The organism is Exiguobacterium sp. E4787, from assembly GCF_018618375.1.
GTDB lineage: Bacteria > Bacillota > Bacilli > Exiguobacteriales > Exiguobacteriaceae > Exiguobacterium > Exiguobacterium chiriqhucha.
The window spans coordinates 17,746-34,240 of record NZ_JACSLY010000006.1; the positions used below are offsets into that span (position 1 = coordinate 17,746).

The 16,495-nt window shown below is 52.5% G+C and carries 16 protein-coding genes; 9 read left to right on the plus strand and 7 right to left on the minus strand.

Annotation, left to right across the window (positions count from 1 at the left end):
* Nucleotides 1-39 precede the first annotated feature (39 nt).
* Together KNP80_RS08205 and KNP80_RS08210 are read right to left on the minus strand one after the other, a co-directional pair.
* The gene (locus KNP80_RS08205) at nt 40-999 is read right to left on the minus strand and encodes a LacI family DNA-binding transcriptional regulator (RefSeq protein WP_214715097.1); all 960 of its coding nucleotides are present in this window, start codon (nt 997-999) and stop codon (nt 40-42) included.
* 11 nt (nt 1,000-1,010) lie between these two features.
* Nucleotides 1,011-1,244: a hypothetical protein gene (locus KNP80_RS08210; protein WP_214715099.1), complete on the minus strand. Its 234-nt coding sequence runs from the start codon at nt 1,242-1,244 to the stop codon at nt 1,011-1,013.
* 236 nt (nt 1,245-1,480) lie between these two features.
* Here KNP80_RS08210 and KNP80_RS08215 point away from each other — a divergent pair, with 236 nt between their 5' ends.
* From KNP80_RS08215 to KNP80_RS08230, 4 genes are all read left to right on the plus strand, one after another.
* Complete coding sequence (locus KNP80_RS08215; RefSeq protein WP_214715101.1) at nt 1,481-2,770, plus strand: NCS2 family permease; 1,290 nt, start codon at nt 1,481-1,483, stop codon at nt 2,768-2,770.
* Between the two features lie 238 nt (nt 2,771-3,008).
* Nucleotides 3,009-3,746, plus strand: a complete 738-nt coding sequence (locus tag KNP80_RS08220; protein ID WP_214715103.1) for a (Fe-S)-binding protein — start codon at nt 3,009-3,011, stop codon at nt 3,744-3,746.
* A gap of 2 nt (nt 3,747-3,748) precedes the next feature.
* Nucleotides 3,749-5,152: a LutB/LldF family L-lactate oxidation iron-sulfur protein gene (locus KNP80_RS08225; RefSeq protein ID WP_380082842.1), complete on the plus strand. Its 1,404-nt coding sequence runs from the start codon at nt 3,749-3,751 to the stop codon at nt 5,150-5,152.
* Nucleotides 5,149-5,844, plus strand: a complete 696-nt coding sequence (locus KNP80_RS08230) for a LutC/YkgG family protein (protein ID WP_214832922.1) — start codon at nt 5,149-5,151, stop codon at nt 5,842-5,844. Before KNP80_RS08225 ends, KNP80_RS08230 begins: the two co-directional genes overlap by 4 nt.
* A 48-nt stretch (nt 5,845-5,892) precedes the next feature.
* Here KNP80_RS08230 and KNP80_RS08235 read toward each other — a convergent pair whose 3' ends face one another.
* A complete protein-coding gene (locus tag KNP80_RS08235; protein WP_214834462.1) occupies nt 5,893-6,918 on the minus strand; it encodes a DUF4097 family beta strand repeat-containing protein in 1,026 nt (341 codons plus the stop codon).
* The gene (locus KNP80_RS08240) at nt 6,915-7,235 is read right to left on the minus strand and encodes a PadR family transcriptional regulator (protein WP_021068067.1); all 321 of its coding nucleotides are present in this window, start codon (nt 7,233-7,235) and stop codon (nt 6,915-6,917) included. Before KNP80_RS08240 ends, KNP80_RS08235 begins: the two co-directional genes overlap by 4 nt.
* Before the next feature lie 191 nt (nt 7,236-7,426).
* Here KNP80_RS08240 and KNP80_RS08245 point away from each other — a divergent pair, with 191 nt between their 5' ends.
* Nucleotides 7,427-9,382, plus strand: coding sequence for a HAMP domain-containing sensor histidine kinase (locus tag KNP80_RS08245; protein WP_214715110.1), 1,956 nt, complete (start codon nt 7,427-7,429; stop codon nt 9,380-9,382).
* A 42-nt stretch (nt 9,383-9,424) separates the two neighbouring features.
* Here KNP80_RS08245 and KNP80_RS08250 read toward each other — a convergent pair whose 3' ends face one another.
* Nucleotides 9,425-10,222, minus strand: coding sequence for a glucose 1-dehydrogenase (locus tag KNP80_RS08250; protein WP_214834464.1), 798 nt, complete (start codon nt 10,220-10,222; stop codon nt 9,425-9,427).
* Between the two features lie 192 nt (nt 10,223-10,414).
* Between KNP80_RS08250 and KNP80_RS08255 the strand changes: the two genes are divergently transcribed.
* Together KNP80_RS08255 and KNP80_RS08260 are read left to right on the plus strand one after the other, a co-directional pair.
* On the plus strand, nt 10,415-11,737 hold the full coding sequence (locus tag KNP80_RS08255; RefSeq protein ID WP_035385700.1) for a hemolysin family protein: 1,323 nt from the start codon (nt 10,415-10,417) through the stop codon (nt 11,735-11,737).
* Between the two features lie 192 nt (nt 11,738-11,929).
* The gene (locus KNP80_RS08260; protein WP_021068063.1) at nt 11,930-12,922 is read left to right on the plus strand and encodes a 5'-3' exonuclease; all 993 of its coding nucleotides are present in this window, start codon (nt 11,930-11,932) and stop codon (nt 12,920-12,922) included.
* Between the two features lie 13 nt (nt 12,923-12,935).
* Here KNP80_RS08260 and KNP80_RS08265 read toward each other — a convergent pair whose 3' ends face one another.
* Entirely contained in the window at nt 12,936-13,736 is an 801-nt protein-coding gene (locus KNP80_RS08265) for a VOC family protein (RefSeq protein ID WP_214832924.1), read from the minus strand.
* Nucleotides 13,737-13,842: 106 nt separating this feature from the next.
* Here KNP80_RS08265 and KNP80_RS08270 point away from each other — a divergent pair, with 106 nt between their 5' ends.
* Both KNP80_RS08270 and KNP80_RS08275 read left to right on the plus strand, forming a co-directional pair.
* Nucleotides 13,843-14,169: a winged helix-turn-helix transcriptional regulator gene (locus KNP80_RS08270; protein ID WP_214834466.1), complete on the plus strand. Its 327-nt coding sequence runs from the start codon at nt 13,843-13,845 to the stop codon at nt 14,167-14,169.
* Nucleotides 14,170-14,232: 63 nt separating this feature from the next.
* Nucleotides 14,233-15,240 carry a S66 family peptidase gene (locus tag KNP80_RS08275; RefSeq protein ID WP_214718517.1) on the plus strand — a complete coding sequence of 336 codons (1,008 nt, stop codon included), beginning with the start codon at nt 14,233-14,235 and terminating at the stop codon, nt 15,238-15,240.
* 4 nt (nt 15,241-15,244) lie between these two features.
* Here the strand turns inward: KNP80_RS08275 and KNP80_RS08280 are convergent, their stop codons facing one another.
* A complete protein-coding gene (locus KNP80_RS08280) occupies nt 15,245-16,435 on the minus strand; it encodes a helix-turn-helix domain-containing protein (RefSeq protein WP_214718518.1) in 1,191 nt (396 codons plus the stop codon).
* Nucleotides 16,436-16,495 lie beyond the last annotated feature (60 nt).

Consider the following 16,495-nt stretch of genomic DNA (forward strand, 5'->3'; position numbering starts at 1 on the left):
CATTCTAATCGTTTCAGAAAAGACGAGCGAGGAAGTTGCCTAGAGTGTCGTCCCCGGCAAATACGTGACCGTTAAACTGTTTGTGACCGAAGCTGCACCGTTCATTTCATCAAACGTCACGTCGAACAGCGTCCGGCCGATGTCTTCATTTGGCGAGTGCATCGTCGACAGACCGAATGCCTGACCGATCGGATGACCATCGAAGCCCAGGATGGCGACTTCATCGGGGATGCTGACACCGCGACGGCGTAATTCCCCTAAAAAACCGAGCGCCACATAATCGGACGAGAAAAAGAGCGCTCGAGGACGCTCTTGTTGACGCAGAAACGCATCGGCCAGTCCGATTCCGTCCTCACTCGTCAAGTAGCCGGTCCAGACCCATCGCTCACGCGCAAGTTCGACTTCATCGAAGTACGCCTGCTGACGCGCGATTGAGCTTGGACTGTCTTGTCGTGACAACACGATGCCGATCTCGTTATATCCGGCTTGCATCAACACGCGCAAACCGGCGACGAACGCGGTGTAATGATCGACGTGGACCGAAGAAATCGTCTGCGGCGCCCCGACGGTCGCGACCGTGATCGGACCAAACTGTCGATACGTTTCCATCTCATCGAATGACATCGTATGGGATAACAAAATCGCCCCATCGACTTCACGGTGCTTCAATAAATCAAGCGCTTGCCGCTCTTGGTCGAGTTGATATTCTGTCTGCCACATGACGAGTCGGTAATCTCTTTGGAGGGCAGCTTTCGCGAGCCCGTTGACGAACAGTCCATAATACGGATGATCTAAATACGGCAACACGACGACGAAACGCTGTGTGCGACCGGTCGATAACGTCAGCGCCTGCTGATTCCGTAAATAGCCGAGCTCGGCCATCGCCCGTCGCACCCGTTCACGCTTCTCTTTCGACACGTATGGGTGCTCATTGAGCACGCGCGACACCGTCGTCACGGATACGTCCGCATATTTTGCGATATCTCGAATGTTCGCCATCCTGTCTCACCTCAATTTGTCAGTCTTTGCATATAGTGTACCCACTCTGCCTCCTGACTGTCACCTTTCGCAATCACTTGTTTCCGGATCGCTTGGACGAGACGAAACCGTTCTTCGACGGGTAGATGAAGAAACTCGTCTTGGAAACGGGCGCACAACATTCTTCCGAGCGGCGTATACAACTGATTGATGACGAGTTCGTAGACGATCCCACTACACCATGTCTTCCAAGTTGTCGGATTCATGTTCTTTCCCTCCTTTGACTTAACCGTACAGTCTGAAACGCGTTTCAGAGCAAGTACTATTTTTATTTTGTCTATTTCCGAACATTCAGCGCTTACATGAGAATAATTTAGGTATTTTCACTCAAAATCATTGACGACAGCCTGCTCATTTTGTATAGTCATCAAGTTGATAACGTTAATTCGAAGATTGACGAACATTATTGTTCGGAGATTACTAATGATAGGGAGTTTTATTCATGAATTTTTTTCAATTGAAACAACATGGAACGAACGTTAAACAAGAAGTGATGGCCGGCATCACAACGTTCGTGACGATGGCATACATCTCCGTCGTCAACCCGGCGATTCTGTCAGACGCCGGTATCCCGTTCGCACAGGCGTTCACGGCGACCATCATCGCCATCTTGATCGGTACTGGACTCATGGCATTCTATGCCAATCTCCCGATTGCTGTCGCACCAGGGATGGGACTGAACGCATTCTTCGCGTATACGCTCGTCGCTCAGCAACAAATTGCTCCGTCAGCCGCGCTCGGCGTCGTCTTCGTCTCATCGGTCTTCTTCTTGATTTTGTCGCTGTCACCGATTCGGACGAAACTGATTCAAGCCATTCCGGCGTCGCTCAAGCATGCCATCACGACCGGTATCGGGTTGTTCATCGCCTCGCTCGGATTGAAGTTGTCAGGTCTCATCGTTGCGGATGAGGCGAACCTTGTCCGTCTCGGGGACTTGTCATCACCGAGTGTCTTGCTCGTCCTCGGTGGTTTGATCGTCTCGGCGCTCTTGTTCTCGCGGAACGTGCCGGGCTCACTCCTCATCGGGATGGTACTTACCGGAATTGCCGCCTTTTTCATGGGTCTCTTGAAGATTGAAGGCGTGACGGCGATGCCGACATTGCCGGAAGGACTGATGGTCAACCCGGTCACGGCGTTCTCAGACGTCATCCAATACGGCTTGTTCGGTGCCGTCTTGTCATTCTTCCTCGTCACGTTATTCGATACGACGGGAACACTCGTCGGAGTCGGAAAACAGGCCAACCTGTTGAAAGAGGATGGGACGATTGAGAACGGTCACCGCGCCTTGTTCGCCGACTCGCTCGCGACAATGGGTGGCTCGCTCGTCGGGACGAGCCCGTCGACGGCCTACATTGAGTCAGCTGCCGGTGTCGCTCAAGGCGGACGGACCGGTCTCACGACAGCGGTCGTAGCCGGTTTGTTCGGACTGACGTTGTTCTTCAGCCCGCTCATTGGTGCCATCTCTGGTGTAGCCGCCATCACGGCGCCGGCGCTCATCATCGTCGGAGCACTCATGTTGACGAACGTCCGCTATATCGATTGGACGGACTTCAGCGAATACTTCCCGGCGTTCATGACGATTCTCATCATGCCGCTCTCGGGCAGTATCGAACGCGGGATTGCCTTCGGATTCATCCTGTACCCAATCTTCAAAGCGATGAACAAAGAGACGGTCCACCCGCTCATCTACTTGTTCGGCGCACTGTTCATTTTGGAAATGTTCTTCTTATAAGTTAGATTCGTGCCCTCGTCGACCGACGGGGGTTTTTCTGTTATCGAGCACGGGAACACTGTCGTATATCAGTTCTATCCTGAATCTCGATTCATTATCATTTAGTTCTCAATTAGTAAGGATTTGACATTTATTTGAGAGATTCGTTCCATTTTTCTGTTTTGTGTCTATTTATTATGGAATAATAACCGTGAAACCGTTTACGAATTAAACTATGAACCGGAAAGAAGGAATGGACATGCCTAAAGTGGCACTGTTCGTCACTTGTCTCTCTGATACGTTGTTCCCATCGGTAGGACAAGCGACGGTCGAACTATTAGAACATCTAGGTTGTGACGTCAGTTTCCCGTTTGAGCAGACGTGTTGCGGGCAGCCCGCCTATAACAGCGGCTACCATGAAGAGACGAAGAAGATTGCGAAGCATATGATCGAGACGTTCGAGAAGGCTGATGCCGATTATATCGTCGGCCCGTCCGGCTCTTGTGTCATGATGATGCGCGACTATCCGCACTTGTTCAAAGACGACCTCGCCTGGAAGATGCGGGCCGAGGCCCATGCGGCGAAGACGTTCGAGTTGACGCAGTTCATCGTCGACGTGCTCGAAGTGACGGACGTCGGGGCCAAGTTCCCGGCCAAGGCGACGTACCACGCCTCGTGCCATATGACGCGCTTGCTCGGCATCGAGGCGGCACCGGGTCAGCTGCTTAAAAATGTCGACGGCTTGACGATGCTCCCACTCGAGAACGTCCACAACTGTTGCGGCTTCGGGGGAACGTTCTCCGTCAAGATGCCGGACGTCTCGGTGCAGATGGTCGATGAGAAGGTCGAATCCATCTTGAACTCCGGGGCCGAGGTGCTCATCGGGGCGGACGCCTCGTGTCTGATGAACATCGGGGGACGCCTCCATAAACAGGGCCATCCGATCAAAGTGATGCATATCGCGGAAGTGTTGAACGAAGGGGTGAAACAAGCATGAGCATGGGGATTCGGTTAGATGAGAAGTTTCAGGAGCGACGCAAGGACGGGATTGATAACCCGTTCATGCGTCAAGCCGTCAGTTCGGCACAGAACCGTCTGCGCGACGGAAGATTGAACGCGGCAGGTGAGCTTGGGGATTGGGAAGCGTTTCGGGACCACTCGGAAGAGATTCGCCAACACGTGCTCGAGCATCTCGACTATTACTTATATCAACTGAGCGAGAATATTTCCAAACGAGGCGGCAACGTCTTCTTCGCCGAGACGCCGGAAGAAGCGAACCGGTACATCCGGGAAGTCGTCCGCGCCAAGAACGCCAAGCATGTCGTCAAATCAAAATCAATGGTGACCGAGGAAATCGGGCTGAACGAGGCGCTCCACGAGGAAGGATGCACGGTCGTCGAGTCCGATCTCGGGGAATGGATTCTGCAGCTCGACAACGACCCGCCATCGCATATCGTCGCCCCGGCCCTCCATAAAGACCGGAACGCCGTCCATGAGACGTTTACGGCGCACGGCTACGAAGGGACGAACGACCCGACCGAACTCGGCCGGTACGCCCGTCGAGAGCTCCGGAAAGACTTTTTGAAAGCGGAGGTCGGCATCACCGGCTGTAACTTCGCCATCGCCGAGAGCGGTGCCGTCGGTCTCGTCACGAACGAAGGCAACGGCCGCATGGTGACGTCGCTTCCGGACACCGTCATCTCGGTCATGGGGATGGAGCGGATCGTACCGTCGTATGAGGAGTTCGAGGTGCTCGTCAATATGCTATGTCGGAGCGCCGTCGGTCAACGACTCACCTCGTACATCACGACGTTCGCTGGCACGCGCGGTCACGGCGAAGTCGACGGACCAGAGGAGTTCCATCTCGTCATCGTCGACAACAAACGCTCTGGTATCCTCGGCACACAGTTCCAATCTGTGCTCCAATGCATCCGCTGTGCGGCCTGTATTAATGTCTGCCCAGTCTACCGCCATATCGGTGGTCACGCCTACGGCTCAATTTATCCGGGCCCGATCGGTGCCGTACTCGCCCCGCTCCTCGACGGATACGAGAATTATAAAGAATTGCCATACGCCTCGAGCCTATGCGGTGCCTGTACGGAAGCCTGTCCGGTCAAAATCCCGCTTCACGAGCTGTTGATTGAGCATCGTCGGGTCATCGTCGAGGAGAAGAGACAATCACCGTTCGTCGAGCGCATCGCCATGAAAGGCTTCGCCGTCACATCCTCGAGTCCGTTCTTATTTGAAGCGGCCGAACACATCGCGCCGTTCGCATCGTCCCCGTTCACGAAAGCGGGACAAATCGACAAAGGGTTACCGGCGTGGACGGATTCGAAAGACTTACCACAACCCGCCAAGCAGACGGTGCGGGATTGGTTCAAGAAACGGGGGAATGCAGAATGAATCCAGGCACAATCACCAATCGCGAGGATTTTCTAAAACGAATCGCAGGGCAACTCGGACGTGACGTCGATTTGACGCCGCCGAAACGAGTGTATAAGCACCGACCGCAAGACGAGGTGTTGAAAGATGCGTCCGACGAGGAACTGCTCGAAACGTTCCGGATGGTCGCGACACGCATCCACACCGACGTCGTCGAATGCGAGTCGGCCAACCTCGATGATACGCTCCGTCTGTTAATTGATCGGTATGAAGGGAAGGCCATCATCGCTGAACATGACGACCGGATTCAGGCGTGGGCCCCAAACACGAGCGAATCGTTTGACTGGTGGGATGTGGAGCGCCCGGAAGACAGCCGTGCCCTCGCCATAAAAGCCGATATCGGCATCACGATTGCCGACCAGGCCCTCTCCGAGAGTGCAACCATCGTTCAATACGCAGCACCCGGCAAGTCACGTACAATCAGCCTATTGCCGCGCGACCATATCGCCATCATCCCGAAATCGGTACTTGTCCCGCGGATGACGCAGGCGGCCAAACAATTGGCCGACCTCGACCGCTCCGGTGAGCTCAACTCGCCGAACGGAGTCAACTTCATCTCAGGTCCATCGAACTCGGCCGATATCGAGATGAATTTGATTGTCGGGGTGCACGGACCAGTCCGTGTCGCCTACTTGCTCGTCCACGATCTGTAAACAAAAAGACTCGCGCGTGAATAGCTCACGCGCGAGTCTTTTTCATACTTATTCGACGGTGATGCTCCCGTTGGAGCTCGTCAGTTTGAGTTCGACCGTCCCGTCCCCGAACGTCCGCTCGTTCGCCCGATCCCCGAACAGTTCGACTTTGCCGTTTCTCGTCTTGGCCCGGATGACGGCGTCACGCGGATCTCGCTTCAAACGCACATCGATGCGTCCGTTGTTCGTTTTCAGACGGACCGGATACTCGAGCACATCGATGACACAGTCGATTCGTCCGTTCGATGTCTTCGCCTCGACTGCCCCTGTCACGTCATGGATATCGAGACGGCCGTTCGACGACTGAACCTCGAGACGATCCACAGTCGAGCCAAGCACTTCCACGCGTCCGTTCGACGATTGCGCGTCAAGGTCCTGCCCTGTCATCGACGTGAGACTGACTTTCCCGTTCGAAGAGCGGAACGAGCCTCGCTTGGCGCTAACAGTATGGCCCGTGATGCTCCCGTTCTCACTCTCAACTTCGACCGATGCGGCCTCGAGATTGCGCACGTCACAGGAGCCGAGACGATTTTTCAAGACGACTTGCTCATACGCATGGCGTGGTAGCTCGACGTGTAACACCGGTGCCTTTGTCACTGCCCAGGCGAACAAGTTCGACAGACCGAACCGGCGCTCTGATTCGATTCGAATCTCCAGGGTGTCCCCAACGATCTCCATCGTCACCCCGTGGTCCCGTTCCGTCTCGAGCGTGGCGTAGGCAAAGCCGTCATGAGACGGCACGACTTGGACGTGTGCTTGCAGGACGTTAATCGAGACGTTGCGAAACGCCACGTTCTGGCTTTTGACAACGGCCGGTTCTTTTCGTACGTCAGGCGATGGATCGACCGAACCAAGCAACTCGCTCGCGAGCGCGCTTGGCGCCCCGAGTTCCTCAATCATCGCCGCATCTGTCTTCCCGTCGATTCGTCCACTCGCAAAGTATTCCGACACATCCCGTAAAATGTCGACCCGCTCGATGACGCTCATTCCCATCAGTAACCGTTCGAGTTCCAATAAATATTGTTCTTCTGTCATTTGTCCGTTCCCCCTTCAATCAATTCGTTGACACCGGTCGTGAACGCTTCCCATTCCGCACGTAGTTCTGCCAAATGAGCTTTCCCCTGCTCTGTGATCGTGTAATACTTTCGCGGTGGTCCTTCTGCCGACTCCTTTAAGTACGTTGTGAAGTACCCGTCCGAGGTGAGTCGCCGCAGGAGCGGATAGACGGCCCCTTCCGAGATGGCGACTTTTGCCGAGATGGCTTGCACGAGCTCATACCCGTATCGGTCATGCGTCTCGACGAGCGCGAGCACACATAAATTGAGTACGCCTTTCTTGAACTGAGGGTTCATTTCTTCGCCTCCTCTACTATATATTAAACAATAGCTTATCATTCACTATTATTCAATAAATAATAGTTAAATTTCCGCTTATTTCTTGATTGGTGGAAACAACTGGTTCAAATCTGTACAATGAAGGAACGACACTCGCAGGATATTTGTCACAGTAGGAACGTACGCAGTTCCAGGAAGGAACGGTCTTTATGAAAGCATGGATTGACCAGCGGATCGGAAGACAGTTTTTATTCGTCTTCTATTTATTCATCGGACTGATCCTCCTTACCTCACTCGCCGTGTACATGTATACGGAAAACCGAATCGAACAAACGACGTCATCGCTCGAGAACATTAGTGAACGTCGCACGAACGCGACTGAACTATTCGAGACGTGGCAGTCGATGCAATATGAAATGCGCGGGTATGTCATCCTCGGCGACGATGCGATGCTCGCCCGCGTGAAAGAAAAACAAGACTTAATTGAGATTCAGACTGCATGGTTCGAGACGAACGCGGTCACTGAAAAAGAGAAGACGTATGCAAGCGACGCACGGACGCTATTCTCGGCCTATCAACAACGCGTCATGCCGAGTCTAGAGCGATATGTCATCGCCAAACGCGAAGGGACGGTCACAGAACCGTTTTTGAAAATGCCGACGCTCGGTAAAGTGACACCGCAAGCGGAACCGCCTGCCGACCGCAAATTTAAAATCAACTCAAAAAGTGCAGCTGACATGAGTGCGAGCATCGTCGATATGGAGACGGTGTTCACCGAATACCGCAACTCGTTGAATGAAGAAGAGAATCAGTTGCGAGAACAACTCGCCACTCATACAAAGTGGGCGCAAGTGCTCTGGCTCCTCTCCCTCCTCGCCGTGTTGCTCGTCCTCTTTATCGTTGCTCGTCCTTACGTGAAACGATTAACCGGTCAACTTCAAGAGTTGATCGTCAACAGTGAACGATTGGCGGATGAACGCATCATTCCGATTCCAGCGGCCGTATCTTCACGAAACGAGGTCGGACAATTGACGAACTCATTCCGTCAAATGGCCTCTTCGCTCGCGACACAACGCAACCAAGTCGAGGAAGAACGCGAGAAGACGGCGCGCCTCCTGCACTCGATTCGTGATGCGGTCATTTATGTCGAGCATACGACACATGAGAAGTTCGCCAACCAGGCCCTCTTCATCATGTTCAATCAAGCCGCCACGAAACGGAACGAGATGGACTTGTATCGTTTGGATGCCGATTTAGAAGAACTTGGTTTCCAAGTCGATCAGAAAGACTCGTTCTTCTCATTCATGCGCCGCGCGTTTGATGGCGAGAGCATGGAAGAAAGTGTGACGTTCTCGATGAATCAAGAAGAACGCTTCATTCAGATGTATGCGGAGAAAATCCACTTGCGCGGCACCCGTCACGGCACGATGCTCGTCTTCCGGGACGTGACACAAGAGACCGAGGTCGACCGTTTGAAAACGGAACTCGTGTCGACCGTGTCGCACGAACTGCGCACACCGCTCACGAGCATCATCGGTTTCACCGAGTTGCTTCGCTATCGGACGATGCCCGCGGAGCGCATCGATCAATATTTAGGGATGATTCACCAAGAGACGCTCCGTCTCGAAGACTTGATTTCCAACCTGCTCGATGTGCAACGGATGGAGTCCGGAAAACAGACGTACCATAGCCGACCCGAGAGCTTGCATACGATTTTAAAAGAAACGATCGCCATCCATCAAGGTGCGAGTGAACATCATCAGCTCGACCTCGAATGTGATACGAATCTATATGTATACGGTGATCGAGATCGCTTGAGTCAACTGTTCACGAACTTGCTCCACAACGCGATCAAATATTCACCAGAAGGTGGAAAAGTCGCCGTCTGTGTCACGAATGACAAGTCCGATGTCATCGAGATTTCGATTCAGGACACCGGCATCGGCATTCCGACGTCGGCGCTACCGAAACTGTTCGACAAGTTTTATCGCGTCGACAACTCGGCCAGTCGTAAAATCGGTGGCACGGGCCTTGGCCTCGCCATCTGTAAAGAAATTGCCGAAGGACACGGCGGAACGATTCGCGTCGATTCGAGCGTCGGCCACGGCTCGACATTCACCATCATCTTGCCGAAATACGCGGCGGAAGATCAACTAAGCAGTTAATAGACAAAGGGAGACGCCGCTTGACGCGGAGCCTCCCTTTTATCATTGCACTTTATTTTCAGGACCGAATGATGGATAGAGCGACAAGCCTCCGTCCGCGAAAATCGTCGCGCCGGTGACGTATGATGACTCGTCTGAAGCAAGCCATGCCGCAACGGCCGCAATCTGTTCCGGACGACCAATCTCATGAGTCGGGATGAGTGCCTCGAGCCCTTTCTTCTCTTCAGGGTCTTGCATCGTCTCTTCATTGATTGGTGTGTCGATGGCGCCTGGTGCGATGCCATTGACACGAATTTTGTTCGGTGCGTACTCGAGGGCGACCGATTTCGTGAACATCTTCACGCCACCTTTACTCGCCGCATAATGCGTATAGCCTGGACGTGGAATCACTTCGTGCACCGATGACATATTGATGATGTTTCCTTTAATCTCATGGTCGACGAAGTATTTGAGGGCGGCACGTACACCGAGGAACGTTCCCGTCAAATTCGTGTCGATGATTTTCTTCCAGTTATCGAGCTCCATCTCGTGCGTCTTCGCCTCGACCTGTACGCCGGCATTGTTGACGAAAATGTCCATCTTCCCGAACTCCGATACGGCCGTTTCAATCATCTTCTCGGCGAGACCCTCTTCGGCGACGTCCCCTTTGACTGCGACCGCTTTCCCGCCAGCAGCCTCGATGCCTTCAATGACTTTGTTCATCTCGTCCTCGCTGCTACGATAATTCAAGACGACATGAACCCCTTCCTTCGCATATCGTTCCGCGATGGCGCGCCCGAGTCCTTTCGAACTCCCGGTGATGACTGCGACTTTTCCCTTTAGTTCTGGATAGTTAGCCATATCAATTCCTCCTTCATCTCTTCTCGATTTGTAGTTCCCTCATTCCCCTCTTGTCGAAACCTTTCCGCCTGTTTTTTGAATATTTTTGGTAAATCTACTATACTGAAACAAACTATTCGTTTTCAGGGATTCTCCTGAACGACATACGACTTAACGTTAATGGAGGTGACTCCCCGATTTTTGGGGGAATTTTTGGACAGTCCCATGTTACTCAGCTTATTGATCGTCGCCTTGCTCATTTTTATGACCGCCTTTTTCGTGGCGGCCGAATTCTCCATCGTCAAAGTGCGTGGGGCCCGACTCGACCAACTCGTGCTCGAAGGAAACCGACGGGCCGCTGTCGCCAAGAAAGTGATTGAGAATCTCGATGACTCGCTATCGGCCTCACAGTTCGGCATCACACTCGCTGCCCTCGGGCTAGGCTGGATTGGCGCGGACCAAATCGAAGGGATGATTCAACCGCTCGTCGACCGCTTGAACGTCTCATCGTCGCTCGCGACCATCCTATCTTTCTTGATTGCCTTCTTGCTGATTGCCTTCTTACACGTCGTCATCGGGGAACTCGTCCCGAAAACGCTTGCTGTGCATGAAGCCGAACGCTTGACGTTACTCGTCGCCCGACCGCTCTATTTCTTCACGAAATTACTGTATCCGTTTATCCATGTGTTGAACGGGACGGCCCGGTTGACGTTGCGCTTGTTCGGCGTGCAGACGACCGCACAAGAGACGGCGCACTCGGAAGAAGAACTTAAGATCATCATGACCGAGAGCTTCCGCAGCGGAGAAATCAACGAGAATGAGCTCGCCTACGTTCAAAACATCTTCTCCTTCGACGAACGGATCGCCAAGGACGCGATGGTCCCACGAATGAACATGGTGACCATCGACGAAGAAGACTCGATTGAGACGATTATCGCTACCGTCCAAGAACATCAATACACCCGTTATCCGGTCACGCGTGATGGCGACCGCGATGACGTGCTTGGCTTCATCAACGCCAAACAATTATTCACCGCTCAACTCGTCAAAAGCGATGCCCCGTTCGAGACGTTCATTCATCAGCTTCCGCTCGTGACGGAATTCACACCGCTCCAAGAAGCGATGGTGAAAATGCAGAACGCGCGGACGATGATGTGTCTCGTCATCGATGAGTACGGCGGTACGGCCGGTCTTCTCACGATCGAGGACATCCTCGAGGAAATCGTCGGAGAGATTCGTGACGAGTTCGACCGTGACGAACAGGCTGAAATCACCGAAGTCACACCCGGTCATTACCGCTTGTCCGGTCTCGTCTTGACGCAAGAGATTGAAGAACGGTTCGGCATCGAAATCGAGGATGACGTCGATACAATCGGCGGATTCGTCTTATCGCAAAAAGCGAATGCCCGCACCGGTGAACGGTTCGTCTTACCGGGCGAACATGAACTGATCGTCCGTGAAATCGACAATCACCGCGTCGTTTTCGTCGATTTGATTTTAGCCCATAAAGACGAGATTCAACCTGAACTCGACTGACTCAATGGACCGCCCTCCCCGATTTTTCGGGGAGGGCTTTTCGTGGAGCGGTCGAACTGTCGCTATATTTTCATGTCTTGTCGTGATATACTGCACATATGTTGCTAATTTGAGTGCGTGTCACTCATTGACACAACATCACCGAACAGTTCATCAATGTTCGGTCCAACAACTACAGAAAGAAGGTTACGCATGGAACGTAAACTATTTTTAATTGACGGAAACTCCATGCTGGCCAGTGCCTACTATGGTGCCGCCGCGAGCCGAACGAAAAAAGGACGCGAGGTATCTAAAAACGATCGGAGTGCCGTCATCGGTATGACCGGCCTCATCCGGACGATTCTACGCAGACATCGTCCGACTCATTTCGTCGTCGTGTGGGACGTCTCACGTGAAACATTATGGCGCCGCGAGCTCTATCCAGGCTATAAACGCCGTCGCCGCCAGACACCACCCGAGTTGAAAGCACAAATGGAACTCATGCGCCAATTGCTTGAAGAGAGCGGCATTCCGCAATATCAAGTCGAAGGCTATGAAGGTGAAGATTTGATTGCTCATATCGCTCGGAAGTTTAGCTGTAGCGCCCCTGTCGTCATTATGACGAAAGACAAGGACTTGCTTCAGCTCGTGAGCCCACGCATCACCGTCTGGCTTCAAACGCAAGAGCTGCAACAAATGCAGGCTCGTTGCGACATCAAAGACAATCGCCCGCTCCCGCTCAAGCGACATCTCGAGATTCGCCCTGAGGAGATTGCGGCATTGTACGAGGGATTGAAGCCAAAACAGCTCTCAGCAGTCAAAGCGTTGACAGGAGACCGTTCAGACGGGATTCCACCTGTGGCCGGATTAGATGAAAGTCAATCGGTCCAGTTAATCAAACGCTTCGGTTCGCTCGATAAGCTCTATACGGCGCTCAGCGTCAAAGGCGACAAACGACAATTGATCAATGAAACGATCGCGGCACTGACGTCAGAAGAAGTGCCCCGTAACTTGAGACGCACACGTAAAAAGGCCGAGCGCAACATGGAGCTCGTCCGTCTCGATGTCACGGTGCCAGAACTTGAACACTTGAAACTCGCTCATCTTGAGCTCAGTATCAATTCAAAACGTGTCGAACAAGCGTATCAAAAGCGCGGCATTCGCCTCTCGTTTGATTCAAGTCAAAAGAAAATTTCAGCACGCTAAAAAAGCGCGGACATTAGTCCACGCTTTTTATATTGACCGTGATGCCGTCGTCATCGGTGAGCGACCATTCCGATGTCATCCCGCCGAGTTCGCGATTCGTGGCCGTATCGACCAAGAGCGTCCACGCCTCCAGACCGGCCTCTTGTCCCATCGGCTGGCTTGGTCGGGCCCAGACGTTCGCGCCAATGTGGTGATGATACCCGTCGGCCGCTAAAAATAAGGCGCCCGGATACGAATCGGTCGTCACCTTGAAACCGAGACGATTTTGATAGAATGATTTTGCCGCTTCTAGGGAACGTACTTTGAAGTGGACATGCCCCATCGTCGTCCCGTTCGGAAGACCCGTGAACGGACGGTCGGCCGCCGCCTCAAGCATCGATTCATATTCAACTGGGTCCGTCGACATCTTCACATGACCGTTCGCTTCATATTCCCACTGCTCGCGGGGACGATCGGCGTAGAGCTCGATGCCGTTACCTTCCGGGTCGCTCAAATAGAACGCCTCACTGACCAAATGATCTCCTTGTCCGACTTCAATCCGTTGTTCAATCAAATGACGAAGGATCCGTCCGAGTTCGACGCGGTTTGGCAATAGGATCGCCATATGGAACAAGCCAGCTGTTCGTGGATTTGGACGCACGCCGCTCACTTCATGTAAGACGACGAGCGCCATTTCGTTCGTTCCGAGTGTGACGCGATGTTCTGACGTCTCGAGTACATCCATTCCGATGACGCGCTCATAATATGTTTTCATCATTTCTAAATCGTTGACGCGCAATGTGACGGCGCCGAGTTTAATGTTTGTTAAGTTCATCCTTGATCACCTCTTTCTCAGTATATCCGATAAGTAGCATCGACAGAAGACGGCACAAAAAGGTGGTATAGTTACCTCAAGGATACTGTAGAGAGGAGTGAGACTGATGCCATTGATTTCAAGTTGCGAAGTCGATACCGCGCTCGAGCTGATCACGGGGAAATGGAAACCGTCGATTTTACTCGCGCTCATTAATGGGGACACGTTAAGGTTCAGCGAGTTGAAACGCTCGCTCCCAAATATCAGTCAAAAGATTTTGACGGCACAGCTTCGCGATTTAGAGGAGCAAGACATCATCATCCGCACCATCTATCCCGAAGTTCCGCCTCGTGTGGACTATCGCTTGAGCGAGTATGGGAAGACGTTGATTCCGGTGCTCGAGACAATGAACGCTTGGGGCATCCAACACGCAGAACGTATGCGTCAAAAATAATTGTCCACATGTGGATAACCCGTTTCCGCATTCCCATCTATCACTTATCCACAGGAGGCTCACATGATTCGTTATCCACAATTGACCGGACATCACTTCGGTGTGACGGCCCCTTCGTCTGGCGTTCCCGCTGAATTACATGGACTGCTCCATGAGGCCGAGGCGACATTCACCCGCCATGGGTTCACGCTTCAATTCGAGCCATCGGTTTGGACGCAAGACAAAGCAAAATCGGCACCAGCAGAAGTCCGGGCCGATGAATTGACCCGGTTGTTCCACAATGATGCAATCGATTTGATTATCCCGCCATGGGGCGGCGTCCTCTTGATTGAGTTGCTAGACGCGATTGACTGGGACGCGCTCCCACCGAAATGGATGCTTGGCTATTCGGACGTCAGCTTATTCCTATTCGTGTATACGCTCAAGACCGGTATCGCTTCGGCCCACGGGACGAACCTTGTCGACCTACGCGGCGAAGAATGGGACGCGACGAGCTCGCGTTGGCTCGATGTCGTATCAGCAAAAGAAGGCGAGACGGTCATCCAGCTCGCCTCGGAACAGTTCCAAAAAGAATGGCAGCATGAGAACCCAAGCCCGCACGTCTATCATTTGACCGAACCGACGGAGTGGAAATCACTCGACGGGACAGAGGCGACCGGACGACTGCTTGGCGGCTGTATCGATGTCTTGTTACATACCATCGGCACACCGTATGGAGATGTCGCCACGTTCCAACAGACCCATTTGGACGGGGAGCCGATTCTTTGGTATTTCGAGAACGCCGAGCTCGATGTTACGGCACTCAAACGGACCCTGCTTCAAATGAAGTGGGCCGGTTGGTTTGATTATACGTCTGGCATTTTGTTCGGGCGCAGTGCGGCTCAACAGCCCGTCCAAGGCTACACCGCAGAGGACGTGTATACGGAACTGCAGGAATTGCTCGACGTGCCTGTCATTTACGATATCGACTGCGGGCACGTCCCGCCGCAAATGACACTTATCAACGGTGCCCACGCCTCGATTCAAGTCGAGGACGGCAAAGGGACACTTATTCAAACGTTCAAGGGCTGAGAAATCAGCCCTTGATTTTTTTAATGAGCGACATCAGATGGCTGCGGAAACGACCTTCTGGGAACAAGCCCACTTCTCGTTCAATCAACGGTACCCATTCATCCCCACACCCGTGACTCGTTCCAATTAACAGCCCTTCGAAGTAAATGGCTTGATCGACAAACCCATGCTTCGCCCATTGATCATGATGCTCCAACAGTTTCAAAAACGATTTCCGGGCTGCCTCTATCTCACCAGTCAACGCGAAATAGACGCCTTTACTCATCTCGAACGCTGCGATGAATTCTGTATTTCCTTCTAGCAACTGATCCATGACAGCAATCTGTTGCTGTAGAAGATCCGTCTTCCGATATTCAATCGCATAGAGCGCTTCTGTCATCGCCAGGCGTATTTTCATCGTCACGTCGTCCGTGAAGCTCGTGTATTGTTTCGCTTTTTGTAGCGCATCGACAATCGTTGCTTCATCTTTTAAATAAAGGGCACAAATGGCAATCGTTCGATATACATCGTCGACCCGATAGTACATTTTCGTTCGTTTCATGTAATCAAGCGTATCTTCGAGACGACGAATCGCGCCTGGTAAATCATCGTCATACAACATATTACGGAACACCATCAACATGCTGAATTCGACGCGCGTCTTCGTCTTCATCCTTCTCGAATCAATCAACTCAATCGTATCGATACGCTCAATCGCTTCATCAAATCGATTCCACATGAGCAGATAAAACGCTTGGCTGATGCGGGCCATAATCAGTTCTTCTTTCTCCTCGAGCCGCTCAAACACCGCGATTGCCCGATCATACCACTCCAACAGTTGTTGTTGATTCCCACTATAAAATACACTGTCCGCGAGTAACGTGTACGCCTTCCCTTGCCATACCGAGTTCATCTCAACGTCCACGTAAGGGAGGAGCGCCTTCTGAACGGCCTCGTCTTCCCATGAGTGGAGACCTCCTTGCGTATATTCAATCTCCTCGACGATTTTCTGTAAGTCCTCCTCGCGAGGATCGACGAGCAATGACTGTACCGACACGTCGAGTCGTTTCGCGATTTCACGAAGGCTGCGCATCGACGTCTCTGCTTTGCCGTTCTCAATCATACTGAGCATCGATTTCGTGATGATGCCTTCAGCGAGCTGGCTTTGCGTCAGTTTTTTTTCTTTGCGTAACGCTTTAATCCGTTGTCCAATCATAGAGCACCTCTTAAAAGTTAAATTTAATTGAACTTATTGTATACAGATCGAGTGTCATCG

What these genes read in the sequence shown, in the direction of transcription:
- KNP80_RS08205 (WP_214715097.1), bottom strand. Translation starts at nt 999, where the DNA reads ATGGCGAACATTCGAGATATCGCAAAATATGCGGACGTATCCGTGACG.
- KNP80_RS08210 (WP_214715099.1), bottom strand. Translation starts at nt 1,244, where the DNA reads ATGAATCCGACAACTTGGAAGACATGGTGTAGTGGGATCGTCTACGAA.
- KNP80_RS08215 (WP_214715101.1), top strand. Translation starts at nt 1,481, where the DNA reads ATGAATTTTTTTCAATTGAAACAACATGGAACGAACGTTAAACAAGAA.
- KNP80_RS08220 (WP_214715103.1), top strand. Translation starts at nt 3,009, where the DNA reads ATGCCTAAAGTGGCACTGTTCGTCACTTGTCTCTCTGATACGTTGTTC.
- KNP80_RS08225 (WP_380082842.1), top strand. Translation starts at nt 3,749, where the DNA reads ATGGGGATTCGGTTAGATGAGAAGTTTCAGGAGCGACGCAAGGACGGG.
- KNP80_RS08230 (WP_214832922.1), top strand. Translation starts at nt 5,149, where the DNA reads ATGAATCCAGGCACAATCACCAATCGCGAGGATTTTCTAAAACGAATC.
- KNP80_RS08235 (WP_214834462.1), bottom strand. Translation starts at nt 6,918, where the DNA reads ATGACAGAAGAACAATATTTATTGGAACTCGAACGGTTACTGATGGGA.
- KNP80_RS08240 (WP_021068067.1), bottom strand. Translation starts at nt 7,235, where the DNA reads ATGAACCCTCAGTTCAAGAAAGGCGTACTCAATTTATGTGTGCTCGCG.
- KNP80_RS08245 (WP_214715110.1), top strand. Translation starts at nt 7,427, where the DNA reads ATGAAAGCATGGATTGACCAGCGGATCGGAAGACAGTTTTTATTCGTC.
- KNP80_RS08250 (WP_214834464.1), bottom strand. Translation starts at nt 10,222, where the DNA reads ATGGCTAACTATCCAGAACTAAAGGGAAAAGTCGCAGTCATCACCGGG.
- KNP80_RS08260 (WP_021068063.1), top strand. Translation starts at nt 11,930, where the DNA reads ATGGAACGTAAACTATTTTTAATTGACGGAAACTCCATGCTGGCCAGT.
- KNP80_RS08265 (WP_214832924.1), bottom strand. Translation starts at nt 13,736, where the DNA reads ATGAACTTAACAAACATTAAACTCGGCGCCGTCACATTGCGCGTCAAC.
- KNP80_RS08270 (WP_214834466.1), top strand. Translation starts at nt 13,843, where the DNA reads ATGCCATTGATTTCAAGTTGCGAAGTCGATACCGCGCTCGAGCTGATC.
- KNP80_RS08275 (WP_214718517.1), top strand. Translation starts at nt 14,233, where the DNA reads ATGATTCGTTATCCACAATTGACCGGACATCACTTCGGTGTGACGGCC.
- KNP80_RS08280 (WP_214718518.1), bottom strand. Translation starts at nt 16,435, where the DNA reads ATGATTGGACAACGGATTAAAGCGTTACGCAAAGAAAAAAAACTGACG.